Origin of the sequence: Brevibacillus fortis (assembly GCF_003013395.1) — a bacterium.
GTDB classification, from domain to species: Bacteria; Bacillota; Bacilli; order Brevibacillales; family Brevibacillaceae; genus Brevibacillus; species Brevibacillus fortis.
The window spans coordinates 1-22,686 of record NZ_PXZM01000020.1; the positions used below are offsets into that span (position 1 = coordinate 1).

The 22,686-nt window shown below is 48.9% G+C and carries 23 protein-coding genes and 2 riboswitches; of the genes, 5 read left to right on the forward strand and 18 right to left on the reverse strand.

All coding sequences use genetic code 11. From position 1 onward, the window contains the following. Nucleotides 1–377: 377 nt before the first annotated feature. Nucleotides 378–770: a VOC family protein gene (locus C7R93_RS12625; RefSeq protein WP_106839139.1), complete on the reverse strand. Its 393-nt coding sequence runs from the start codon at nt 768–770 to the stop codon at nt 378–380. Nucleotides 771–792: 22 nt separating this feature from the next. Beyond that, on the reverse strand, nt 793–1,233 hold the full coding sequence (locus tag C7R93_RS12630) for a hypothetical protein (RefSeq protein WP_007726368.1): 441 nt from the start codon (nt 1,231–1,233) through the stop codon (nt 793–795). Nucleotides 1,234–1,538: 305 nt separating this feature from the next. On the opposite strand from C7R93_RS12630, the gene C7R93_RS12635 reads away from it, so the two are divergent. Next, nucleotides 1,539–3,593, forward strand: a complete 2,055-nt coding sequence (locus C7R93_RS12635; protein WP_106839140.1) for a methyl-accepting chemotaxis protein — start codon at nt 1,539–1,541, stop codon at nt 3,591–3,593. 55 nt (nt 3,594–3,648) lie between these two features. On the opposite strand, the gene gcvH is transcribed toward C7R93_RS12635, so the two are convergent. From gcvH to C7R93_RS12660, 6 genes are all read right to left on the reverse strand, one after another. Continuing rightward, on the reverse strand, nt 3,649–4,029 hold the full coding sequence (gene gcvH, locus C7R93_RS12640; RefSeq protein WP_106839141.1) for a glycine cleavage system protein GcvH: 381 nt from the start codon (nt 4,027–4,029) through the stop codon (nt 3,649–3,651). A gap of 59 nt (nt 4,030–4,088) precedes the next feature. Next, complete coding sequence (locus C7R93_RS12645) at nt 4,089–4,541, reverse strand: redoxin domain-containing protein (protein WP_106839142.1); 453 nt, start codon at nt 4,539–4,541, stop codon at nt 4,089–4,091. A gap of 34 nt (nt 4,542–4,575) precedes the next feature. Continuing rightward, nucleotides 4,576–5,766: an aminotransferase class I/II-fold pyridoxal phosphate-dependent enzyme gene (locus C7R93_RS12650; RefSeq protein ID WP_106839237.1), complete on the reverse strand. Its 1,191-nt coding sequence runs from the start codon at nt 5,764–5,766 to the stop codon at nt 4,576–4,578. After that, entirely contained in the window at nt 5,763–6,128 is a 366-nt protein-coding gene (locus tag C7R93_RS12655; RefSeq protein ID WP_167402462.1) for a Spx/MgsR family RNA polymerase-binding regulatory protein, read from the reverse strand. Before C7R93_RS12655 ends, C7R93_RS12650 begins: the two co-directional genes overlap by 4 nt. A 133-nt stretch (nt 6,129–6,261) precedes the next feature. Further along, nucleotides 6,262–6,438, reverse strand: coding sequence for a hypothetical protein (locus C7R93_RS30270; protein WP_167402463.1), 177 nt, complete (start codon nt 6,436–6,438; stop codon nt 6,262–6,264). 48 nt (nt 6,439–6,486) lie between these two features. Further along, nucleotides 6,487–7,299 carry a DUF2797 domain-containing protein gene (locus tag C7R93_RS12660; RefSeq protein ID WP_106839144.1) on the reverse strand — a complete coding sequence of 271 codons (813 nt, stop codon included), beginning with the start codon at nt 7,297–7,299 and terminating at the stop codon, nt 6,487–6,489. Nucleotides 7,300–7,440: 141 nt separating this feature from the next. On the opposite strand from C7R93_RS12660, the gene C7R93_RS12665 reads away from it, so the two are divergent. Then, entirely contained in the window at nt 7,441–8,142 is a 702-nt protein-coding gene (locus tag C7R93_RS12665; RefSeq protein WP_106839145.1) for a polysaccharide deacetylase family protein, read from the forward strand. Nucleotides 8,143–8,199: 57 nt separating this feature from the next. Here C7R93_RS12665 and C7R93_RS12670 read toward each other — a convergent pair whose 3' ends face one another. Continuing rightward, complete coding sequence (locus C7R93_RS12670) at nt 8,200–8,928, reverse strand: amino acid ABC transporter ATP-binding protein (RefSeq protein WP_106839146.1); 729 nt, start codon at nt 8,926–8,928, stop codon at nt 8,200–8,202. 207 nt (nt 8,929–9,135) lie between these two features. Between C7R93_RS12670 and sppA the strand changes: the two genes are divergently transcribed. From sppA to C7R93_RS12685, 3 genes are all read left to right on the forward strand, one after another. Beyond that, nucleotides 9,136–10,101 (forward strand): signal peptide peptidase SppA, encoded by a 966-nt coding sequence (gene sppA / locus C7R93_RS12675; protein ID WP_106839147.1) that lies wholly within the window; start codon nt 9,136–9,138, stop codon nt 10,099–10,101. Between the two features lie 30 nt (nt 10,102–10,131). After that, the gene (locus tag C7R93_RS12680; RefSeq protein ID WP_106839148.1) at nt 10,132–10,623 is read left to right on the forward strand and encodes an RDD family protein; all 492 of its coding nucleotides are present in this window, start codon (nt 10,132–10,134) and stop codon (nt 10,621–10,623) included. A gap of 116 nt (nt 10,624–10,739) precedes the next feature. Then, nucleotides 10,740–11,750, forward strand: coding sequence for a CAP domain-containing protein (locus C7R93_RS12685; RefSeq protein WP_106839149.1), 1,011 nt, complete (start codon nt 10,740–10,742; stop codon nt 11,748–11,750). 64 nt (nt 11,751–11,814) lie between these two features. Here the strand turns inward: C7R93_RS12685 and C7R93_RS30275 are convergent, their stop codons facing one another. From C7R93_RS30275 to C7R93_RS12725, 9 genes are all read right to left on the reverse strand, one after another. Further along, nucleotides 11,815–11,967 carry a hypothetical protein gene (locus tag C7R93_RS30275; RefSeq protein ID WP_017251452.1) on the reverse strand — a complete coding sequence of 51 codons (153 nt, stop codon included), beginning with the start codon at nt 11,965–11,967 and terminating at the stop codon, nt 11,815–11,817. A gap of 135 nt (nt 11,968–12,102) precedes the next feature. Continuing rightward, nucleotides 12,103–13,287: an MFS transporter gene (locus tag C7R93_RS12690; protein ID WP_106839150.1), complete on the reverse strand. Its 1,185-nt coding sequence runs from the start codon at nt 13,285–13,287 to the stop codon at nt 12,103–12,105. A 28-nt stretch (nt 13,288–13,315) separates the two neighbouring features. After that, nucleotides 13,316–15,400: an ABC transporter ATP-binding protein gene (locus C7R93_RS12695; RefSeq protein ID WP_106839151.1), complete on the reverse strand. Its 2,085-nt coding sequence runs from the start codon at nt 15,398–15,400 to the stop codon at nt 13,316–13,318. Between the two features lie 19 nt (nt 15,401–15,419). After that, nucleotides 15,420–17,162: an ABC transporter ATP-binding protein gene (locus C7R93_RS12700; RefSeq protein WP_106839152.1), complete on the reverse strand. Its 1,743-nt coding sequence runs from the start codon at nt 17,160–17,162 to the stop codon at nt 15,420–15,422. A 134-nt stretch (nt 17,163–17,296) separates the two neighbouring features. Further along, the gene (locus C7R93_RS12705; RefSeq protein WP_106839153.1) at nt 17,297–17,869 is read right to left on the reverse strand and encodes a GNAT family N-acetyltransferase; all 573 of its coding nucleotides are present in this window, start codon (nt 17,867–17,869) and stop codon (nt 17,297–17,299) included. A 97-nt stretch (nt 17,870–17,966) separates the two neighbouring features. Continuing rightward, complete coding sequence (gene mtnA, locus C7R93_RS12710; protein WP_106839154.1) at nt 17,967–19,007, reverse strand: S-methyl-5-thioribose-1-phosphate isomerase; 1,041 nt, start codon at nt 19,005–19,007, stop codon at nt 17,967–17,969. Further along, on the reverse strand, nt 19,004–20,233 hold the full coding sequence (gene mtnK / locus C7R93_RS12715; RefSeq protein WP_106839155.1) for an S-methyl-5-thioribose kinase: 1,230 nt from the start codon (nt 20,231–20,233) through the stop codon (nt 19,004–19,006). The genes mtnA and mtnK overlap by 4 nt, the downstream gene beginning before the upstream one ends. 135 nt (nt 20,234–20,368) lie before the next feature. After that, a riboswitch (SAM riboswitch) is annotated at nt 20,369–20,513 on the reverse strand. Between the two features lie 96 nt (nt 20,514–20,609). Continuing rightward, entirely contained in the window at nt 20,610–21,797 is a 1,188-nt protein-coding gene (locus C7R93_RS12720) for an anti-sigma factor (RefSeq protein WP_208637816.1), read from the reverse strand. Beyond that, nucleotides 21,797–22,315 (reverse strand): sigma-70 family RNA polymerase sigma factor, encoded by a 519-nt coding sequence (locus tag C7R93_RS12725; RefSeq protein WP_244191528.1) that lies wholly within the window; start codon nt 22,313–22,315, stop codon nt 21,797–21,799. Before C7R93_RS12725 ends, C7R93_RS12720 begins: the two co-directional genes overlap by 1 nt. Before the next feature lie 130 nt (nt 22,316–22,445). After that, nucleotides 22,446–22,622, forward strand: a riboswitch (SAM riboswitch). Nucleotides 22,623–22,686: the final 64 nt, after the last annotated feature.

The following is a 22,686-nucleotide window of genomic DNA, read 5'->3' on the forward strand; positions in this document are numbered from 1 at the left end:
ATCTTTTTCTCGACAGCGTTTTCGCATATATAGTGGAGGAGAAGAAAAAGCACAGTTCTCTTCGACTCTGACACGCCAGCAGGGGAGATTCACTGCTCGTCTCCACTTCCAAAAGGGGACCGTCGAGCCAAAGCCACCCTACGGGCGGAAGTTTTTCAAGGAAGAAGTGTTCGACAAGCGTGGTCCCCTTTTGGAAGTTCCGACTGGGCAGGCGATGTCAAGGTCTACGAGCCCTGTGCTTTTTCTTCTCACCAGCTTTGTTGATTCATCGGGACCTTTTAAAAATTTTAAGAAGATCATCCACAACCTTTTTTCCGTACCACAGGATGGCAAAAAACAAAAAAGCATCTGCTTTACGCAGATGCTTTTCGCAAACACTACTCATCAAACTCGTCTTTATCTAGTCGCACCTCAAGGTGGTGGCCATCGGGTGTCTCAAAATACACATTGTAGCTCGTAGGCTGTGTAATTGGACCACGATAGCATATATTCTCTGCCTCTAGCTTATCAACCAGATAGTCCAGCTCAGCACGGCTCTGCACAGAGAAGGCGAGATGATCGACCTGCCCTACGCCGCCTTTCCCAGCTTCCCCGCCATGAGGATGAAGACCAATCCGTGTGTATGTGCCAATTTGAAAGTAGACAGGTGCTCCTTCCGTCATATTCTCTTCCGGGATAGGGACTTCCAAAATGTCCTTAAAAAAACGAGCTACCTTCACAACATCACTACAATTCAATGCGATGTGGTGAACGGCTTTCAAATGAAACATTCACACTGCCTCCCACGTCAACTCAGGTCATGCGCTCTTGTGCGACATTAGCTTTTCTTTTATTGTACTGCTTCAATCGCTCGCTTAACCGTCTTAAACGAATCATCAATGCTTCCCGCCAATCGTCATCCTGTAACTCCTTGGCGATCCCGAGCAGATCAAGTGAAATATCAATCTGCTGCTTTAACACTTCGGCGAAGCTGGCTGCTTCATCCGTCATGGTACAATTCTCAAACAACTCGGATGTATTGTCAACACTCACAAAGTCAGCAAAATCCACTTCTGGAGCCTGATCTCCCTGAGCATATTCTACTAAAATTTCGTATTCTCCCTCAATACCGGGATGAACCTCAATTCTGTCACATACAGGACAAAACATGATGGGGACATTGTGTACAAGCGTTTTATAATGACGGACTGAGCCTACGGAACCTACCATTCCAGCACCACAACAAAAACTCATATAGTCTCCCTCCTTCTTCGCCAAATGAAACGTCCATGTCGTTCTTTTGGTCGAAACTCTGTCTGTATCCGCATTGTAGCTTATATACCCACGAACACTCCACCCGCAAATGCTACCAATAAGGTAATCGAATAAAGATTTGGTTTATCCATTTTACTCGATTTGTTTCGATTTCTGCAACATTTTCAGACTAGTGTGAATATTTTTCCTCATTTGCCTAAATCCATCATACAAGGTAGTCTTAATCTAGCCGATAATAAGGAATAATAAACTTTTTAGTAAAACTTCAAAAGGAGAGCGGTTCCATGCTTCGTTTCAAAAGTCTTCGTGCTCGAACACTGACCATTACCCTTCCTGTCATTATCCTGACTCTTTTGCTCGTCGTGGGTATCGGTTTCTGGTTCTCAGTCGACCAACTGAACAAGGAAATTGAGGACAAAATGAATTATCAACTAGATATGGTCGGCAGCAATGTGGAAAAGCAACTGGAAGCCCATAGCAAGGTAACGCTGAGTATGGCTCGCTTTATTGAAATGGCTCCTGTTACAAATTCGCTAGAGCAGTTAAATTCCCTGCTGTCCAAAACCGTTCTCATTAATGATACGACGGTCGGAATGGGAATTTTCATGGAACCTTACGCTTTTGACCCGAACAAGAAACTCGTTGCTACTTACGGGGCAAAAATCGACGGTAAGGTTGACATTACAGATGAGTACAGCAATGAATCCTATAACTATCCAAATCAAGACTGGTACAAGCTCGGAATCACGACCTCAAAGAAAACCGATTATTCTGAGCCGTACTTCGACGAAATTTCCAAGGTCTCCATGGTAACTGTAGTCGCTCCTTTTTACACCCCTGAGAAAAAGCTTTTGGGGGTGGCCACAGACGATATTGCACTTACTGACGTGGAAAAGCTCGTCTCCAGTACAAAAGTAGGCGAAACAGGCTGGGCCTTTCTGGTGGATCAAAAAGGGAGATATCTCGCTCATCCTCAAGCAGACAAGCTGATGAATCAATCCGTTCAATCTGACGATAATGCTTCCTTGGCAGCAATAGGTCCTGCTCTTCTTGCAGAGAAAACAGGAGTGAAGACGTTTAACGATGAAAACGGCATCAATCGTGTTTATTTTCAAGAACTCGGGGATACAAACTGGACAATCGCTCTCGTCATGCCGGAAAAAGAAATTGCCGATCCTCTCTATGACTTGTTCTTTGAGCTATGTACGGTGAGTCTAATCGGTCTATTGATCATGATTGCTGTCATTTATTACTTCAGCAAATACCTGACCAAACAAATTGAGCGGGCCAACCAGCTCGCGCATGCCCTCTCCAATGGTGATTTTACTGTCTCCATGGATATCAAGACATCTGATGAGATGGGCGTTATGGCTAACCGCTTCAACTCCATGACGGCAACCTTGCGAGAAACGCTCGGTCAAGTCAGCTTCAATGCACAACAGGTTGCTGCTACGTCTGAGCAATTGATGGCAAGTGCGGAGCAGACGAGCAAAGCAACAGAGCAGATCGCTCAATCCGTTCAAGAAATTGCCTACGGTACTGAACAGCAAGTAGATGCAACCGTTCAAGGCTATGAAGTCGTCAACGAGATTGCCGTGCACATCGAAGCGATGGAAAAAGGCATTGAGGATGTCAATCTCTCTACACAAGAAGCGAACCGCCAAGCCACAGATGGCAATCAAATGGCAGCCAAAACGGTCGAGCACATGGATGTGATCCATAGCCAGATGACCAAGACATCTACCATTGTCAATGCGCTAGGCAAACGCTCCCAAGAGATTGGAGAAATGATTTCACTCATCACGACGATCGCCAACCAAACCAACCTGCTCGCTCTGAACGCAGCTATCGAAGCAGCTCGCGCCGGAGAACAAGGACGAGGCTTTGCAGTTGTAGCCGATGAGGTACGCAAACTCGCCGAGCAGTCCAGCTCTGCCGCCGAGCAGGTCAGTCACATCGTCACCGTGATTCAGCAGGACACAGGATCGGCGATCGCGGCTATGAATCATGGCTCTTCTATTTTGGGAGAAGGCATGACTCTCGTCCGCTCAACAGGAAATGCATTTGAGCAAATCACTGGCTCCACGTCAGGGCTGCTCGTCCGTATGGATGAAGTGACAACAGAAATGAGCAAGATCAGTCAGCAAATGCAGACAATTGTATCCGCCATTACGCATATTACCCAGATAGCAGAACAATCAGCCGGCAACTCTCAAACGGTTGCAGCAGCAGCGGAAGAACAAACTGCTTCCATGGAGGAAATCTCTTCGGCTGCAACGGTACTGGCGAAAATGGCAGAAGAGCTTAATGATGCAGTACGAACATTCAAGTTGGAGTAGTCAGTCCATAAACGTAGAAAAGCCGGAGCACAAAGGCCCCGGCTTTTTTTGTTTCCTATTCTTTTACCATCGCTTCGTATTTGTCTGCATCCATCAGCTTGTCCAACCCAGCTGCATCAGACAATTCGACGACGATCATCCATGCTTGCTCATATGGCGAGGAGTTAACCAGTTCAGGTGCGTCTTCCAGTTCGCCATTTACTTCTACTACTTTACCAGTTACAGGAGCGTACAGCTCAGAAACGGTTTTTACCGATTCCACACTGCCAAACGGCTCATCCTGTTGGATTGTCGTGCCTACCTCAGGCAGTTCGACAAACACGATGTCACCCAGCTCTGCTTGAGCAAAAGAAGTGATTCCGATGTACGCCTTGTTTCCTTCTACTCGCACCCACTCATGCTCTTCACTGTAACGTAGATTTTTCGGGAATTCCATCGTTTACATATCCTCCTATCGGGTACAATCCATTACACATACATAATTAGACGAACATTCTAGGATTCCTCTTCGATCCCCAAAATTCTGAACAAGCGTTTTTTTACCAGTTGGAGACCCTTCTCTCCTGCCTGAAAGTGACGCAACTGAAGAGCCTCGTCAAACAAATAAAAAGCGGGGACATATTCATTCTGGAATGTATCGACTGTCTCTCTATCATTATCGATTGCAATAGGATGTGTCAAATGTTGTTCTGCAATCGCTTTCTTGATCATCTCGATATCCGTATCTTTTTCCGAATGAGGCATATGAATTCCAATGACCTTCAAACCGTTTGCAGCGTATTGGTCTCGCCATTCGTTTATGCTTGGCATCGATTCTTTGCACATGTAACAACTAACGGACCAAATATGGACCAAGACAGGACTTCCAGCCAAATCAGCTTTGGTTACTTGCCCGTTGATCCACTCCGTAATCCCAGGAAAATCAGGCATTTCTTCACGCAAACGCATGAAAGCTCATCCCCTCTATCTTTTTCTTCAATCGCTACACACTTGTTTTCATGCGAAGAATCCCAGATTGATCGATGGCAGCCACAGCCTCCAACAAAATATCGGGAGGTTGGACGAGTGCAATTCTTACATACCCTTCTCCCTCTTCGCCGAAGGCACTTCCCGGAACGACCACGACTCCGGATTTTTCCAGTAACGCGAAAGCAAACTCTCGTGACGTCCAGCCGTTCGGTACAGCTGCCCAGACGAACATGGTCGCCTTGGGAGATGGGATGCTCCATCCTGCTTTTTCCAATGCTCCTAGCAGCACATCACGCCGTTCCTGGTAAACGGGCGCGACTGTGTTTTTCCCACCCGATTCCCGATCATTTCGCAAAGCCTCAATGGCCATCTGCTGTACAGGCAAAAAGACGCCGTAATCGATATTGGACTTTACAATCGCAAGCGGCTTGATAATGTCTGCATTCCCTACAACATAAGCGATCCGGCAACCTGCCATGTTGAAACTCTTGGAAAACGAATTAAACTCGATTCCCACATCTTTCGCTCCCGGTACTTGCAAAAAGCTCGGCGCTTGGTAGCCATCAAACACCATCTCCGAATAAGCCAAGTCATGAACCACGATAATGTCATAACGCTTGGCAAAAGCCACGACCTCTTCAAAAAAGTCAAGGGTAGCGACAGCGGAAACCGGATTATTCGGATAGTTCAGAATCATGAACGTGGCACGAGCCGCAATCTCCTCTGGAATGTCTGTCAGTTTTGGCAAAAAATCATTTTCTGCCCGCAGAGGCATCCGGTAAGGTACAGCTCCCGCCAAATGCACGCTGCCTTCGTAGATTGGATACCCGGGATCAGGTACGAGGACGATATCTCCGGGATCGGTCCATGCCAAAGCAAAGTGAGCCAAGCCATCCTGTGACCCCATCAAGGAATGAACCTCCCCATCTGGCGCCAGCTCCACCCCAAAACGATAGTGATACCAGCGAGCGACCTCTTCACGAAAGGCCGCCGTTCCATCGCTCAATGGATAGCGAAAAGCAGTAGGTTGCTGGATGGCATCGATTAACGTTTGCAGGAGATTCTCGTCAGGCTGCTGATCAGGACTGCCGATGCTCAAGTCGTATACCGTTTTTGTTTTGGCAACTTCCCTTTTGCGAGTCGCCATCTCTGAAAAAATATCGGCGGAAAGATGGTTCAGTCTTTTGGAAGGTTGGCGCATTATGCCTTCCCTCCCCAAGCCTTCTCCAGCTCTTCTTCTTTGAAGCCAAGTGTTACGGTTTGATCGCTTGCGATAAGAGGCCGTTTGATCAGCTTGCCGTTGGAAGCCAACAGCTCGAGCATTTCATCCTCTGACATAGTCGGGAGCTTGTCCTTCAAGCCCAGCTCGCGGTACTGGACACCACTCACATTGAAAAACTTGCGCAGATCGAGACCGCTTGTCTGCCAAATTTGGCGTAGCTCTTCTTTAGACGGCGGTGCATCCACGATCGGAATTTCTTCGAAGCCAATATTTTGATCCGTGAGCCATTTTTTCGCTTTGCGGCATGTATCACATTTGTTGTATAGGTAGGCTTTTGTCGTCATATTCATTTCCTCGCTTTTTCGTTTCTGTCATTTTTTATTGTAAAAGAATTCGTAAACGTGTTGCAAACAAAAACGACAGCCGTCCCCTCTCTTCTGGCTGTCGTTCCTACGTAAGCTTCCATTGTGGAATCTATTATTCGGTGCGCTCGCTCTTTGCACGATCTTCTTCATTCTTCTGCATGTCAGGGTTTACCTGCCACATTTGCGAAAGCGGCGAGAAGGGCACCCCTAGTTGCTTGGCATCCTGATCTTCCACTGCCTCAGCCATTGTCCCGGTTAAAGGCATGGTATACTCAATGTGCTCATCCATCTGCCCCATCCTCCTTCACTTTTCCTAGTGTGAGGAGTTTGCACGGCATTATGCAGACGGTTTTGCTTTGATCTCGACTTGATAGCCGGCATGCTTTCTCGTCTGAAACACACCATTGTCAAAAATCAAATATTGAGCTTTCACACCGATCAATCGGCCGCCGAGCTGTTCTTCTTTATCAAGTGTCTTGGAATTAATTTTATCCAAAGACTCCAGGATCGGATAGGCAATATCGACCCATTCGTCCTCGCGATATTGGAATGCTTTAAACTGTTCTGGGAAATGACCGTATACTTCGTCACGCATGGCGAGCAGGTCTATTTCCTTCACATCGCCCTTGAGCATTTTGCGCCAGTTGGTCTTGTCCGGCAAAAACTGGCTCAAGTGGAATTCAAGCTCCCCAGCCATCCGACGAGTGGGAACCTCCGCAATCGGAATCGCGCGAATCGCGCCTTGATCCACCCAACGGCGTAATTCATTATGCTTGCGAGTCAATCCTACCTTGATATCACTCGACACTGCCAGATAGACAAAATGAGGAATCATGCAATATCTCTCGCCGAAGCTCTCGTCCCGGCAAGTCCCCAAGTCAAAATGACATTCATGCGGCTTGACGATGCACAAGTCATTTTCCGGCAGCTTGGTAAAACAGGGATAGCAATACCCGCTGTTAAACGTCTTATTTGTTTTACGGCCACAGGCAATGCAATTTTTTTCGCCTAAAAACGAAATCGTCAATTCACTGCCCAGCCATTCATTAAGCGGAAGGCGATCTTCACCGATATTCAAATAGTAGTCTACCGGCTTGTCCCCTCCATGATACTCGTGCGTAAGCCCTTGCAAAATACCGCGGAGTTCCACCAAACTCTCTCCTCTCCTATGTACGGTTCTTTCATTTTAACATAACCGCCACCCACTCTGACCGCTGTTTTCTTTTGGTAGCATGTTTTCCCTAGCAGGAGGTGAACCTAATCACATACCAGAAGAAGGAGGCGATTGTCCATGCGCAAATGCATACGGTACGCCTTGCTTTTCGCCTGCCTTCTTGGCTACGGCACCCTACCTGCTTTTGCCCAGCAAACACTGCCTTCGTATGAGCCGATCCACAGAATCGACACAGAGAAAAAGGTCGTCGCCCTCACTTTTGATGATGGACCGGATGCTGTCTATACGCCCAAAATTCTTGAGGTGCTGCATCAGTACAACGTTCGTGCTACGTTTTTTGTCCTCGGCTCACAAGTGGACAAGCATCCCAAGGTCATGCAGTGGATTTACAAGGCTGGGCATGAAATCGGCAATCATGGCTACCATCATTTTGATCTGAACAAGCTGACCGAGCATGAAGTGTACGAAGAAATCAAGCATGCAGAGCGCTCCATTTTGAAGACGACCGGCATTTTGGCGCAATACTACCGTCCACCGTACGGCATCCTGTCACATGACGTGATGAATGCCGTTCAATCCAGTGGCTACGACATCATTCACTGGTCGATTGATCCTCGTGATTGGTCTTTGGCGCGCACAGCTAACGTCATCGCCAAAAGTGTCAAAAGCAATGTCTCATCGGGGGATATCATCCTGTTTCATGATGGGGGTCTTAACCAAGCGCAAACAGTCGCTGCACTTCGGGAGCTCATCACGGATTTGCGCTCGCAGGGCTATCGGTTTGTTACAATCAGTCAATTACTGGATGCAGCAAAATAATACGGCACCAGTGCCTCGTTTTTCATGAAACAAAACGAAGCGACTGGTGCCTTTCTTTTACGCCAATACCTTGCCCAGGAACGTACGCAAGCGATCGTTACTGTTATTGCCAAAAACCTCACTGGGATGACCTTCTGCCATAATGATCCCTTGATCCATAAAAATGATTCGGTCGCCTACTTCCTTGGCAAAATTCATTTCGTGGGTCACGACCACCATTGTCATGCCTTCTTTGGCTAAATTTTTGATGACAGCAAGCACCTCTCCTACAAGCTCCGGATCTAGGGCGGATGTCGGCTCATCAAACAGCATAACCTTTGGATTCATGGCGAGCGCCCTTGCGATTGCCACTCGTTGCATCTGCCCACCAGACAGCCGCTCGGGATACACATCGGCCTTATCCTGCAGCCCTACCTTCTGCAAAAGAGCCAAGCCTTGCTTGCGCGCTTCCTCTTGAGAGATTTTCTTTACTTTTACAGGGGCCAGCATGACGTTTTCCAGTACCGTTTTATGCGGAAAAAGATTAAAGCGCTGAAAGACCATCCCGACCTCTTCTCTGACTTTATTAATATCGGTCTTGGGGTCTGACAAATCATGTCCGTTGATGACAATCTTTCCGCCACTCATTTCCTCCAGCTGATTCAAGCAACGCAAAAATGTACTCTTGCCCGAGCCTGACGGACCAATGACACAGACTACTTCCTTTTCTGCTACCTGAGTGGTAATGCCCTTCAACACTTTCAGATCGCCGTAGTTCTTCGTCAAATTCGACACCTGTATAATCATTTGTCTGTCCCCCTATTGCGATAAAACAAGCTTGGTTGTGGTACTATTCACTCCATTTTACTGCAATAGTCTAAAAATTGCATGATTTTACTGTTCAGCCTTTGGTTGTCATCCTCGTTGACGATCGCGTCAATCCCATTTTTTCCAATGCTCGTCCCATGCGTAACTCTGCCCTCGACGGCTCATGCTAAGTGGGAGGTGGTTTTCATGCATCGAAAAAAATGGGTCGCTCTCGTAATCGTACTGGTCGTTTTTCTATTAGGGCTTCTAGTGGAGGGTATATACGGGACTTACACGGAACTCGTCGACCATCCTGGATTCGCGTGGGAAGAAAATGTGGTATCGGGCTATGGCAACAGCAAAATTGTGCAGCTGTTTGTGAACGGCGTTATTTCGGGGCAACAAAGTACCGCTGGGCTGCCTTCCATGACGGAGCTATTGACTGAACAGCTACGCCGAATTGAAGAGGATGAGATGGTGAAAGCCGTGGTCCTTCGCATTGATAGTCCAGGTGGAGAAGTCGTCGCTACCGATGAACTGCACAAACGCTTGCTACGACTCAAGCAGGTCCGCAATCTCCCCATCGTCGTCAGCATGGGCTCCACAGCAGCCTCTGGTGGCTATTACTTGGCCACAACAGGCGATACGATTTTTGCCAATCCCAACACACTGACCGGCAGTCTCGGCGTGATTTTCAATCTGTTTAACTATAGTGAAGCTGCGAACAAGCTGGGTGTGCATCAATACGCAATCAAAAGCGGACGCTTCAAGGATATCGGCACTCCAGCCCGACCTCTGACGGACCCAGAGCGGCAAATTTTCCAATCACTCGTCAACGAAAGCTACAGCAATTTCGTCGACGTCATCGTCAAAGGCCGTAACCTCTCTCGTCAACGCGTGCTGGAAATCGCTGACGGCCGTGTCTATTCCGGTGAGCAAGCAAAACGACTAGGGCTCATCGATGAATTCGGTGATTTGGAGGAAGCGACACGCTACGCTCTCTCTTTGTCTGGTGAAAAGGAAGTCATGGTCATACGCTATGCAGACCAGCTCTCCATCAGCAAGCTGTTATTTAGCATGAAGCAGTACTGGTCGAATCCTGATCCGCTTGGTCTCAATCGAATATGGGACCGCCAAAGCTCACCTCGCTTACTGTATCAGTTCATGCCTTAGCCTGTTAAAACAAAAAAGGAGTGGCTTATCATGAACCAGCTTTCCGACGAAGAAAAAGCACATGAGCCTGATTCCCTTGACCCCTATGCAGAAGCTCATCCACAGCATTTGTATGCTGGCTTCTGGATTCGTGTGGTGGCGTCGCTCCTCGATTCGTTGTTCTTGATCGGCATTAGCTACCTCGTTTTCAATCCGTTGCGACGTTTTTTTGCCGTTCCTTATGCCTCTTTTCACTTCATCGATTTGTTAGAGGTGTTGTTTGATCTTCTCTATATGATCTTGCTGACCTGGTGGACCGGACAAACCTTGGGAAAACTGATCACAGGCATCCGTGTCGTCAGTGCCAGACAGGCGCGAGGCAGTTTATCTGGCGGACAGGTATTTTTACGTGAAGTCATCGGCAAATTCGTCGCTTCACTCGTGTTCGGACTGGGATATCTATGGGTCGCATGGCACCCACGAAAGCAAGGCTGGCATGATCTGATCGCCAAAACGTACGTCATCCGGGACCGTCGACCATAACCTCCGCTCTATAGCGGGGGTTTTATTTTTGCTTCCTTGGTCCCTATTTTTGTAGAAGCTTCCTGCCGATACCATTACCAACAAGGCAGATCCTATCCAACCGAGGAGGAAGATACATGCGTAAACAGAAAGTAACCAGCATCCTCGCCCTGAGCCTTTCGCTGGCTCTGCTCGGCCACCTTGCCCCTGTCCTTCCTGTTTCAGCTGCACCTGCTGTCCCTCAAACAGCAGCCGTTAAAACAAATGACGTCTATAGCCTTCAGCTTGGAATGAGCACAGATCAGGTAGAACAAGCATTAGGCAAGCCTGCCCGCATTGATCCTAGTCATACGGGCGTGGAATGGTGGATTTACAATCAAGATTTGAACAACTACATTCAAGTCGGCATGCAAAACGGCAAAGTCGTGACGCTGTTTACCAATGGAGCCAAGCTGAATATGGGGGGCATCACGATTGGCTCTACCACAAAAGATCTACAAAACAGCTGGGGTGCACCGCAAAACACGCTGACGATCATCCCGAGCCTGCGTATCCAAAAAAATACGCTTACTCATCCGACCTATGTACAAAACAATCAGGCGATTACCTTCTCTATCGATCAGCTGGGTGGAAATAAGGTCGCAGGAGTGCGTATCTCTACTCCTGAGCATTTTGCCACTATTGCGATTGGCTTGATGTATCCCATTTCCTATACGAAATTACCTGAACTGCCGAAACTGACAGACGCACAGTTGAAAGAAGCAGCGCTCGCATACGAGAAACAAAATTTGGACTTGCTCAACGTGGCAAGACAACGTGCCAAGCTGCCTGTTATCACTGGGGATGAACAAGTGGCAGCAGTGGCCAGAGCACACAGCCAAGACATGGCCCAGAATAACTTTTTCAACCATACCTCCCCATCTACGGGAAGTCCGTTTGATCGTTTGAAGCAAGCCGGCATTCGCTACAGCTCTGCTGGTGAAAATATTGCCTACGGACAACTAGACGGGATCGAAGCCCACATTAGCTGGATGAACTCCGCAGGTCATCGTCAAAACTTGCTCAATCCAAAATTCAAGCAGCTCGGTGTCGGTATCGTAATGAAAGAGGGCCGCCCGTATTTCACGCAAAACTTTGTCACCCGCTAACCCTACAGCAAAAAGACACGCCTTCTTCAGTGGCGTGTCTTTTTCTGTGAAAACAAAGGCAAAGCTATGGCTGTGAAGTTGCATTTGTAGTGGCAGGTGCAGGTGCAGACGGTGTAGGAGCCTGGCCGTCATCTGAGAAAAACGGAATGATTACCAGACTGAGCACGAAAAATAAGATCCAAGCAATGCCTCTTCTGAAAATGCATGGTGTCAGCATCGGGTAACCCCTTCCAATCATGCAGTTCTACTTACTATTCATACGCTTCCCTCCTTGATGCCCGTTTATGCTTTTTTGGGCGAAAAAAAATAAAAGCCTCGCCAAAAGCTTGGCGAAGCTTGCACATCGTAGTCTTTACCCCTGTTTTTGCAACGGCATCGAATACGTCTGTTCTTGGGTTGCTTTTTGTTTAAAAAACAGGCAAGCTGCCGCAAAAACAATGAGCAGCGATCCCATCAGCCAAAAGATCGTCCACGGCTCCCACACTTCCATCAGCAGGCCATTCACATTCGGAGCCAAAATACTGGCGACACCAAAATTGACACCCGCGATAATTCCTGCGGTAGGAACCATCGATGCTGGTAAAATATCTGCCGAAAAAGCCAAGCCCAGTGAGTAAAAGGAACCGACAGCCGCTCCAGCTATAGCCAACAACAGCATCATCAGCCATATGTTTTCACCTGCAAACGGGAACAGGAAGAAGGCCAATCCCCCTACGAGAGCACACGCGAGCATGACCTGCTTGCGTCCTATCCGGTCACTCAATGCCCCCAGCGGCATCTGCAAAATAATACTTCCCACGACAAACGACGGAAGGATCAAGGAAACCCATTCAACGGACAAGCCGGTACGCAAGGCATAAACGGGAAAACTGCCGTTGAGTGACGTCTCCATGAATCCGAACAAAAACGAAGGAATCAGCGCCAGCCAAGCAAGCCGCAAAACAAACGTATATTTGTTTTGCTTCTTTTCCGTTTGTTCGAGCTGTTCGGGGAACTCATTTTTGATACGGGATAATAGCAAAAAGGCAACCAGATACAAAACGAGCAAGGCGCCAAACGGTACCCAAATCCCCAAATGCAACACACTTAAGCCCAATGGACCAATACTAAAGCCGACTCCATAGGCTAGTCCGTAAACGGAAAGATCGCGTCCCCGATTCTCGGGAGCTGCGATCTTGGTCACCCACATTTGGCTGGCATAATGTAAACCGCTATCGCCCACACCCATTAATAAACGTAAAAAGAACCAGATCACTAAATGGTTGAACATCGGGATGAGCGCTGTTGCGATCGTCACCAACAGCAACCCCCACAATATCGTGGCCCGGTATCCAATGCGCCGCAGTGGGATTTCCAAAAATGGATTGACCATGACCATCCCAATATACAAAGCAGCGGCGTTGAGTCCGTTCATCACGGATGAAACACCTTGTTTTTCCAATAAAACCGTCAGCATCGGGATCGTCAAGCCTTGACTTAACCCCGCAATCCCGACAACCAAAATCAACACCCAAAAGGTGTAGCGCGTCTGTGACATGGTGTTGTTTCTCCTTCCTAGCTCCCTACTAAGCACTCTCTACTGAAGCACTCCCCTGCTGAAGCTGATACATTTTTTGATAAAGACCATTTTGCGCCATGAGTTCATCATGTGTACCTCGCTCCATGATTTCTCCACGGGACAACACGAGAATCTGGTCAGCGTGCTGAATCGTCGACAACCGGTGCGCAATGATAAATGTCGTCCTACCTTTTGATAGTACATGCAATGCTTCTTGAATAGCTAGCTCTGTTTCACTGTCAATGCTTGCCGTCGCTTCATCCAAGATCAGCATCGCGGGATCAGCAGCCAGTGCCCGTGCAAAAGAGATCAGCTGGCGTTGGCCTGCGGATAGCGTCATGCCTCGCTCGACGACTGGTTCGTCATAACCGCCCGGCAGCTTGGAAATGAATTCGTCAGCACGTACGGCTTCTGCAGCCCGCTTCACTTCTTCATCTGTAACCTTATCCTTGTACATACGAATATTGAATCCAATGCTTCCCGTAAACAAGAACGGGTCCTGCAAAACGAGTCCGACATGACTCCGCAATGAGTGCGTATCAATTTGTCTCATATCTTGCCCGTCGATCAAAACGCTCCCTTTTGTCACTGGATAGAACCCGAGCAGCAAATTCATCAAGGAGCTTTTTCCCGATCCCGTGTGCCCTACCAGTGCAATCGTCTGACCAGGCTGCGCCGTAAAAGAGACGTTTTTTAAGACGTAATCGTCACCCTGATAAGCAAAAGATACGTTATCAAAGACAACCTCTCCACGAGGGCGCTCGATTTGTGTACCGGTTCCTTGCTTCTCCGGCGTCTCATCCATAATTTCGAAGACACGTCCCGCCGAAATGGTCGCCTGCTGCATTTGCGACAACCGATTCATGATCATATTGATCGGTTCGAAAAAACGCCCCATGTAATCGACAAAAGCAAAAAGCGCACCGAAGGAAATCGCGCTGTGGAAGGAAGTCGAGCCGTAATACCAGACGATCAGGGTCAAGGAAATTTTCCAGATCAAATCGACCGCTGGGCGCAAAAGCAAGGATTCCAGATTGATTTCTTTCATCCGCACCTTGAAGTAGTCTTCGTTTACATCAGCAAACTCCTTTTGTACACCTTTCTCCCGACGAAAAGCCTGCACGATCGTCATGTTCTGGATCATTTCATTGATCGTTGTGTTCATATCACCGAGCTTCGCGCGAATCACCGCATAGTAGCGAGAGCTGTACTTTTGATACACGTAGACTAACAGTACGAGCACTGGCACTGTCAAAAAGCAGAAGAGGGCGAGCTCAGGCTGCAAGATGTAGAGCGCAATCAAGATTCCAATCAAATAAAGACCGTTCTGTACAAATGTGGCGAGCACACTTACATACAGCTCACGGATGGCTTCTGTGTCATTGCTCACCCGGGAGACAAGCGCACCTACTGGCGTTTTATCAAAAAAGGCTACCGGGAGCTTTTGCAAATGGATAAACAGCTTCATCCGCATTTGCTGAATAATGCGCTGGGCAATCTTTTGCAGCCACAAAATCTGGACATAGTTAAAACCAGCTGAAAGCAAGATCAGTGCTCCATAACCTACGGACAGCCAGACAATGGGTAGGACATCCCCCTGATACATCGCCTTGACTTCCTCTGCGGTCAGCCGAATGCCTGTGGAGGTCGTGCTTTGTCCTGATTGATTCCTCGTTATTACCTCGAAGCGCTCCCTGCCGTTTTCTGGCGCAATCGGGGTGATTTGCTTCTCCGTGTTTGGATTCACCTTGCCAGAAACTAAGTAATAGGTCGTGCCTTCAGTCAGCACGGTTACTTCTTTTTGGTTGATGCCGTCCAAAGCAAGACCCGTCTTTGTTGCGACATCCTCACGAATATAGTTCGTACCGTTCAGTGTGGCGACTTGCCCCGCTGCTTGTGATGGCACTTCGTCCAGTTGATACCAAGGCTTCTGGATCGCCAGGATGTGATTATCAATCATGACCTTGGCTAAAAAAGGACCCGCCAGCTCTGCACTCGTTCCCAGCAAGAGCAGGAACAGCGCCCCCAGTATTTGCTTTTGAAAGGGTCTGGCGTACTCGGTCAAACGCCCCCATACATTTTCTTTGCTCATGAAACGCTCTCCCCCTCTCTCAACCAGCCACATCCTGTTCCATTTGCTGGCGACGGTACTGCTCTGCATACCAGCCGTTGTGCTGCATCAGCTCGTCATGTGTCCCCCGTTCGACGATCTGCCCCTCATCCAGCACGAGAATCAGTTGTGCGTGCTGGACGGCAGACAGACGATGCGCGGTAATAATCGTCGTTTTATCCGCGCGCTCCTGTCGTAGATGAAGGAGGATGCTCTCCTCTGTCCGCGCGTCCACAGCCGATAAAGAATCGTCGAGAATCAGGATACCCGCATCCATCAAAAGAGCACGTGCAATGGAAATGCGCTGTTTTTGCCCCCCGGAGAGGGTAACCCCCTTCTCTCCAACCATGGTCTGCAATCCATCTCTGAATTGCGCCAGATCTCTCTTCATCTCCGCAAGCTCCAACGCATGTATCACTTCCTCGGTCGTCGCCTGTGGTTTCCCGAACGTAACATTTTCCGCAATCGTCCGTGAGAACAGCAAATGCTCCTGAGGCACATAGCCGATTTTTTCCCGCAGCGTATCGAAGGCAAGCCCCTCAATCGGAATGCCCCCAATAAACAGAGCTTGCTTCTTCATCTGATATTGATGCAAGAAGGCACGGCAAAGAGTCGATTTGCCGCTTCCCGTCCTCCCGACAATCCCAAGCGTCTCCCCTTCGCCCAAGCGAAACGAGATGTCGGTGAGGGCCGGCTTGTCAGTGCCCGGATATGTAAAGGAAAAATGACGTGCTTCTACCGTATTGGCTATTTGGTTCGTGATCGGATTCTCTGCCTCCGTCACATCTGGCTGCTCCACCATTAGCTCTGTAAAACGCTTGTGGGAAGCTCCACCACGCTGCAACACATTGACCAGCCACCCAAAGGCGAACATCGGCCAAATTAAAAGTCCCAAGTATAAATTGAACGCAACCAAATCCCCTAAGGAGATGGCGCTGGTGAACACCAAATACGTCCCATAGCCCAGCCCGATCAAAAAGCTGAAGCCAATAATAATCGCGATCGTCGGCTCGAACAGGGCGTCGATCCGCGAAACGCTCACATTACGCTCCAACGTTTTTTCACTGACTCGGCGATACGCCTCAATATCGGCCTTTTCCTGAACAAATGCTCTCAATACTCGAACGCCCGATACAGATTGTTGAACATGATCATTCATCTCTCCGAAGGCTTCCTGCGCCAAGTAAAAGCGTTCATGCAGCAACCTTCCATAGTACGCCGTTGACCAAGCCAAAAACGGCATCGGGATCAGTGCCGCCAGCGTCAGCTTCCAATCAATCGCGGTCACCATGACGCCCAGCGTTAACAAGGTCATGAACAGGGCATCGACAAGCGTAAGCACCCCTGTACTAGCCGTTTGTTCAATGGCAGGAATGTCGTTGGTAGCGACGGCCATCAGATCTCCACTGCGTTTGCGATGAAAAAACGACGGGGTCATTCTCGTCAAATGGGTAAACAGTCGCTCGCGCAACGTCCGCTCCAGTATCAAGGCTCCCCCATTTAACAAGTACCGCCAGAGAAATCGCAATCCATACAAGCTAACGCCCAATACGAGCAAGATGACCACGGTTTGCGTCAAGTCAGCGTCCGTCAGGGAACTGTTGCGAATCGAATCCACCATGTCCCCGATTAATTTCGGCGGCCAAAGCATGAGGACATCGATGATGAACAGCACAGAGATTCCAATGACGTACCGTTTCCAATAGGCACGGAAAAACCAAGATAATTGCCGAAGTGTCTGCATGTAAATCACCTCTATTTATCCTAACAGCCGGACTAAAAAAAGGCCTGCGAATCACGCGCAGCCCTTTTTGATCTGTCCTCACCATCGTAATTTACAGAATTTTCATTGTCAATCTTAGCATACAGTTCAGTCTACTATTTTTTATCGGCTTTCCAGTCAAGCCATTCTTCTTTTAACAGGCTGTAAGTGGCATGATCTACGTAATGATCGTAAAGGAGTTCATTCCGGCGAAGTATCCCTTCCAGCTGAAACCCTAATCGTTCCGGAATTGATCTGCTCTTGTCATTTTCCGTAGCGGCCTGTATCGTTACTTTTTCCAAATCCCATGATCCGAAGATCAATACGTCCAGATAGGTTGCCACTGCTTCTGTCATCAGGCCCTTGCCTTGAAATTGCGCACCCAGCCAATAGCCAATGGACGTTTTTTTGTTGATCCAATCCACCGTATGTACACCGATCGTTCCTGCCAGGCGACCTTGGTACCAAATCCCGTAGTTGATGCCGCGATTATCGTTGTACTGATTGATCGTCGCTTGGATAAAGTGGCGTGAATCTTCTACTTTCTTCGTGTAATTCAGCCACGGCAGCCATTCCATAAGATACTCCCGGTTCGAATCCGTAAGCAAAAATAACTCCTCAGCATCGGCTAATTCCAACTGCTTCAAGTACGTATCTTCATTGATTGCTATCCGTTGAATCGTTTGCATACGAATCTCCCCTTTTCTTGGATATTTTACTGGAAAACGCCAAAACGAGCAAAGCGCCCGCCAGCAACAACTGAGCGAACGCTTATAAAAAGTTCTTTTATTTTTTGCTATTGCCGATCTCCTCCGGCTTGAAAATGCCTGTCTCCGTGACGATAGCTGTAATGTACTTCGCAGGCGTTACATCGAACGCAGGATTGTACACCTTGATATCGTCTGGAGCTACCTGTTTACCCAAGCCATGCGTAATCTCTTCCGCTGGACGCTCTTCAATCGGAATATCTGCGCCTGTCGGTGTCTCCAAATCGACAGAGGACAAGGGAGCTGCCACGTAAAAAGGAATGCCGTGAGCTTTTGCCAATACCGCTACTCCATACGTTCCGATTTTGTTGGCGACATCCCCATTTGCTGCTACGCGGTCTGTACCCACGATGACAGCCTCTACTTTCCCTTGGGACATGACCATCGCCGCCATGTTGTCGCAGATGAGCGTCACATCAATCCCTGCTTGCTGCAACTCGAAAGCAGTAAGACGGGCGCCTTGCAGGACAGGGCGGGTTTCGTCTGCATATACTTTGAGATTCCAGCCACGTTCCTTTGCCAAATAAAATGGAGCGGTAGCCGTTCCATACGCCGCCGTAGCCAATGCCCCTGGATTACAGTGCGTGAGAATTCCCATACCGTCATGCAACAGAGTGAGCAGATGCTCTCCGATGGTCCGACATACTTCAGCGTCTTCCTTTTGAATCGCCAGTGCTTCATCGAGCACTGCCGCCTTCAACTCGGCAATCGACGCTCCGCTTTCTTTTTCAACACGAGCCTTGATGCGATCCAACGCCCAGAACAGATTCACGGCTGTCGGACGGGAAGACCCCAGGTAGTCTGCCTGCTTGTTCAGTTCCTGCCAAAACTCGTCATAGTTACTCGCTTCACTGCCACGAACGCCCAGATAGAGCCCGTAAGCCGCCGCCATGCCAATCGCTGGTGCGCCGCGTACTTCTAAGCGACGGATGGAACCCCATACTTGCTCGGAGGTGGTCAAGTTCAAATAAATCGTTTCTACTGGCAGACGCGTCTGGTCAAGCAAGACCAGTGCATCATTCTCCCACTTAACAGGTGCCAATTGGGTGCTGGTTGTCATACTGTCGTTGCCTCCTGATAGTAGCGTTCGGTCACAGTGCGTACAATGTCCGTAATATCTGTCGATTCGTCTATACCGCCACGACCGAGAATCAGCGCTTCTCCAATCGAGAGAGCTAGACGCTCTGCTTCTGCGCGGGTCTGGTCGTCTTCAATGGCATTCAGGTCTGCTACGCCTGCCAAGCCGATGACACGGCGCAAGATTTTGCATCCGGCAAAGCCTGCTGTATCCTGAATCAAGCGCTTCACGTAGCTTTGCCACAGTCCTTCAACATGGGCGCTGCGCTCTTTGGCGTGCTTGTGCCAGAGCTGAACGAATTGCGAAACGAACTCATTCCAGACATCCTCGACCGTTTCCAGTAAATATTCGCGGTACGCTTCCCGTTCTCCTTGATCTTTTTGCAAACCGTGCTGTCCTGCGTAGTTGAGCAGCAGATTCGCAATGACCGCCCCGATGTCAAAACCGATTGGGCCGTAGTAAGCGAACTCCGGATCGATTGCTTTAAAGCTGTTTTCCGTGATGAAAATACTCCCGGTATGCAAGTCACCATGCAGCAGCGCTTCCGAGCGCGTGAGGAAATCGTATTTCAGCTTGGCGATTTCCAGCTTCAGCGGCCTGTTGTTCCAGATCGCCTCAACTTCCCGGCGAATCAACGGGTTGAAGTCGTTGGTTGGCGCATTTTCATACGGATCGGTAAAGACGAGATCTTCCGTTATTTTGCATAATTCTGGATTTATGAATGTTCCGACTAGCGCTTTTTTATCGTATGGATGCGCGCCCAAGTCAGAAGTGAAGAACAAGGTTTGTGCGAGAAAACGCCCAATCTGCTTCGCGAATAGCGGGTACCGCTTCCCTTCGATCAGACCTTTGCGCATGATGATGTGGTCCCCGACGTTTTCCATGACGGTCAACGCGAGTTCCCCATCGAAATGATACACCTGTGGCACCAGGTCTGGAACGTATTTGTGCTGAATGCGGAGTGCCTCGCTCTCAATGCGAGCCCGATCAATCGTCAGCGGCCAAGATTCTCCCACGACTCGGGCAAAAGGCAGGGCTTGCTTCACGATGACGCTCTTACCGGTTGCCGGCTCCTGAATGTCAAAGACCAGATTGAGGTTGCCATCCCCGATTTCGTGGCTGGTCAGCTCTGCTCCTTCGCTAAAAAGTCCCGGTATTTCTTTTACATACTCTACTGCTTCCTGCTCAGTCAATGCGCGATATGCCATGATTCAAAAACTCCCCTCTACGTATTTTTCCTCTATCTCTACTTGTGTTGTTTGAGTACCTGGAGCAAAAAAAAGACCTCTTTTCCCGAAGAAAAGAGGTCGCTGTCGTCACGTGTAATAACCGTGTTGATGTCCCCCTTATCTTCCAGACCACTTTTGTTTCTGCAGGAATTAGCACCGTGCATGTCGCCTGTCAATCAGTCGCTGCTCGCGTCTGAATGGCGTCATGTCGGTTGCCGGGTATCATCGGGCCAGTCCCTCCACCTTCTCTGGATAAGGTATCCAAAACGTATTCGGTTTTTGATTTAGTTTGAATCATACAACCAACGCTTCCACGATGTCAACACCCTTTTGTGCAAAAATTCGCACCTTGCGACTAGTAAGTGTGATGTGCTCCCGATGCCGCTGGCAGCTCCCAATTCCACCAGTCTACCTTGCCTAATAACGCCGCGGTTATCGACTTTTCGGCCTTGAGCTTCAGCAGTTCTTTCGTTGGTCCGGTCAGGACGGCGCCGTAGATGCGCACTCCGTTTTGCTGCATGTAGTTGTAGCGTTCGGTTATTTGTGGGTCACGACCAAATACCAATGCTTTGCCTATATCACGAGTCAGTCCTTCTTGCTCAGATAAGTACTTCATTTCTTTCAGGTAGGTCTCCATTCTTCTTACCCCCTCCTCATTTTCCCGGATGGGCGCATCTCCATAATCGAGTTCTCTCTGAGCAAATCCCCATACGTGCCCGGCACCTAGCAACAGATTGCCCAAATCGCTCTCTGCTTGCTTGTGCTCCACCCCTGTGTCTACCGCAAACCATACTGTATCTTGTTCTGAAGAGGTAACATATCCGGAAATCAGTGCATAGTACTCCTCGTACGTCAGAAAGTGGTCAAAAGATATCGCAAGCTGCGAAACGGTTCCCTCTGGCAGTTTCTCCATTGTCGTCCAGGCAGATGAAGTGCGAGACATGGTATCCTCCGTTCCCCCCTCTGTCGGATAACGGAAAAATAGCTTTTGCTCCCTGACCCCGTTCGTCCATTGCGGCTTGGCATTCACGTTCCATAGCACATTCGTACTCTCAAATCGCCCTGCGTTCTTTTCCTCCAACCCGACTCTCTCGCGAAGCTCCATGCTGATATTGCCGTAGAATAACCCCACCTGCGAGCCGCTTCCGCCTACACTAACACCTGGCTGTGTAAAATTAAACATCGCCTTCGCGACACGGAAAATATCTTCATGCATCAGTGACCCGACCCAGCCATTTAAAAACAACAACACGACTCCGGCAAAAAAGGGAAGTCCTATGGTGAATCCAGCGTTGGACAACCGATTTTTCCATTTCCCCCGACGAACAATAGCGCGCTGTTTTTCATCCGACAGCTTTTCAGGCTGTTTTGGTTCCGCGATGTTCTCCCTCCTCTCTTCCCCCAACAAAAGCCTCTCCAACCGCTGTGCATATTCCTCGTCAGCGGATATTTCCTCCTCGAATTGTTTCGAATCTTCTTCAGTCATTTCCCCACGCAAATAAGCAAGCAGCCTTTGCTCGCGATTATTCTCATCCTTGTTCATCACCGGGTTTCCTCCTTCCACAACTGCCGCATCTTTTGTCGTCCCCGAAACAAGGAACGCTTGACGTCTGCCAGCTCGATCCCGAGCACTTCTGCCATTTCCGCGTAGGAAAACTGCATGGCAGACAGCAATATGACCTGTCTCTGCTTTTCCGGAAGTCTCTCCAAATATTCATAGGCCACTTCCCATAGCTCCTTGTTTATGAGTTGTTCTGCCGGATCTACCGCAGCGTGATCCCGCCGTTCCGGTAGAGTTTCCACGTACGCAAAGGGTTGCTTCGTCTTCTTGCGATAACCGTCCACGAAAGCGTGATAGGCCACCTTGAACAGCCAGGGCCGTACTTTTTCCCCACGGTAGTCATCCAAGGAAGAGAAGGCACGACAAAAGGTTTCCTGTGTCAGATCCTCTGCCAGTCTCTCATCGCGTGTCAGCCGGAAAAGATAGTGGTAAATATCATTTACATGCAGCTGATACACATCCTCCAGACCTACTTTCCCAAGCCGTTCACACCCCTTCATCCCTTACCACGAAATGATTGCCAAAAAGTTTCACCTTCGTCTTATTTTTCTGAGAACCTGCTGCACATTCCCCGCAAAAACAAGGATTGACTCCTGACAACGAACGTCATATCATGGGGGAAACGAATAACTCTTATCGCGAGCTGGCTGAGGGACTGGCCCTATGATGCCCGGCAACCGGCGCTATACCATGAATCGTACGATGATAATGCGTACCTTGGATAGCGAAACGGTGCTAATTCCAACGGATAAGAGTCGAGATAGAGCATCTTTGGCTTGTCTCGGCTACTGACCCGAGAGATGAGAGGAGACGAGACGCTTTCATAGTCGACAACCGCCTCCCCGCTCAAAGGGGAGGCTTTTTTCATTAT

Excerpts from the sequence above, each read along its gene's own strand:
- C7R93_RS12625 (WP_106839139.1), bottom strand. The coding sequence starts at position 770 with ATGTTTCATTTGAAAGCCGTTCACCACATCGCATTGAATTGTAGTGAT.
- C7R93_RS12630 (WP_007726368.1), bottom strand. The coding sequence starts at position 1,233 with ATGAGTTTTTGTTGTGGTGCTGGAATGGTAGGTTCCGTAGGCTCAGTC.
- C7R93_RS12635 (WP_106839140.1), top strand. The coding sequence starts at position 1,539 with ATGCTTCGTTTCAAAAGTCTTCGTGCTCGAACACTGACCATTACCCTT.
- gcvH (WP_106839141.1), bottom strand. The coding sequence starts at position 4,029 with ATGGAATTCCCGAAAAATCTACGTTACAGTGAAGAGCATGAGTGGGTG.
- C7R93_RS12645 (WP_106839142.1), bottom strand. The coding sequence starts at position 4,541 with ATGCGTTTGCGTGAAGAAATGCCTGATTTTCCTGGGATTACGGAGTGG.
- C7R93_RS12655 (WP_167402462.1), bottom strand. The coding sequence starts at position 6,128 with ATGACGACAAAAGCCTACCTATACAACAAATGTGATACATGCCGCAAA.
- C7R93_RS30270 (WP_167402463.1), bottom strand. The coding sequence starts at position 6,438 with ATGGATGAGCACATTGAGTATACCATGCCTTTAACCGGGACAATGGCT.
- C7R93_RS12665 (WP_106839145.1), top strand. The coding sequence starts at position 7,441 with ATGCGCAAATGCATACGGTACGCCTTGCTTTTCGCCTGCCTTCTTGGC.
- C7R93_RS12670 (WP_106839146.1), bottom strand. The coding sequence starts at position 8,928 with ATGATTATACAGGTGTCGAATTTGACGAAGAACTACGGCGATCTGAAA.
- sppA (WP_106839147.1), top strand. The coding sequence starts at position 9,136 with ATGCATCGAAAAAAATGGGTCGCTCTCGTAATCGTACTGGTCGTTTTT.
- C7R93_RS12680 (WP_106839148.1), top strand. The coding sequence starts at position 10,132 with ATGAACCAGCTTTCCGACGAAGAAAAAGCACATGAGCCTGATTCCCTT.
- C7R93_RS12685 (WP_106839149.1), top strand. The coding sequence starts at position 10,740 with ATGCGTAAACAGAAAGTAACCAGCATCCTCGCCCTGAGCCTTTCGCTG.
- C7R93_RS30275 (WP_017251452.1), bottom strand. The coding sequence starts at position 11,967 with ATGCTGACACCATGCATTTTCAGAAGAGGCATTGCTTGGATCTTATTT.
- C7R93_RS12690 (WP_106839150.1), bottom strand. The coding sequence starts at position 13,287 with ATGTCACAGACGCGCTACACCTTTTGGGTGTTGATTTTGGTTGTCGGG.
- C7R93_RS12695 (WP_106839151.1), bottom strand. The coding sequence starts at position 15,400 with ATGAGCAAAGAAAATGTATGGGGGCGTTTGACCGAGTACGCCAGACCC.
- C7R93_RS12700 (WP_106839152.1), bottom strand. The coding sequence starts at position 17,162 with ATGCAGACACTTCGGCAATTATCTTGGTTTTTCCGTGCCTATTGGAAA.
- C7R93_RS12705 (WP_106839153.1), bottom strand. The coding sequence starts at position 17,869 with ATGCAAACGATTCAACGGATAGCAATCAATGAAGATACGTACTTGAAG.
- mtnA (WP_106839154.1), bottom strand. The coding sequence starts at position 19,007 with ATGACAACCAGCACCCAATTGGCACCTGTTAAGTGGGAGAATGATGCA.
- mtnK (WP_106839155.1), bottom strand. The coding sequence starts at position 20,233 with ATGGCATATCGCGCATTGACTGAGCAGGAAGCAGTAGAGTATGTAAAA.
- C7R93_RS12720 (WP_208637816.1), bottom strand. The coding sequence starts at position 21,797 with ATGAACAAGGATGAGAATAATCGCGAGCAAAGGCTGCTTGCTTATTTG.
- C7R93_RS12725 (WP_244191528.1), bottom strand. The coding sequence starts at position 22,315 with ATGAAGGGGTGTGAACGGCTTGGGAAAGTAGGTCTGGAGGATGTGTAT.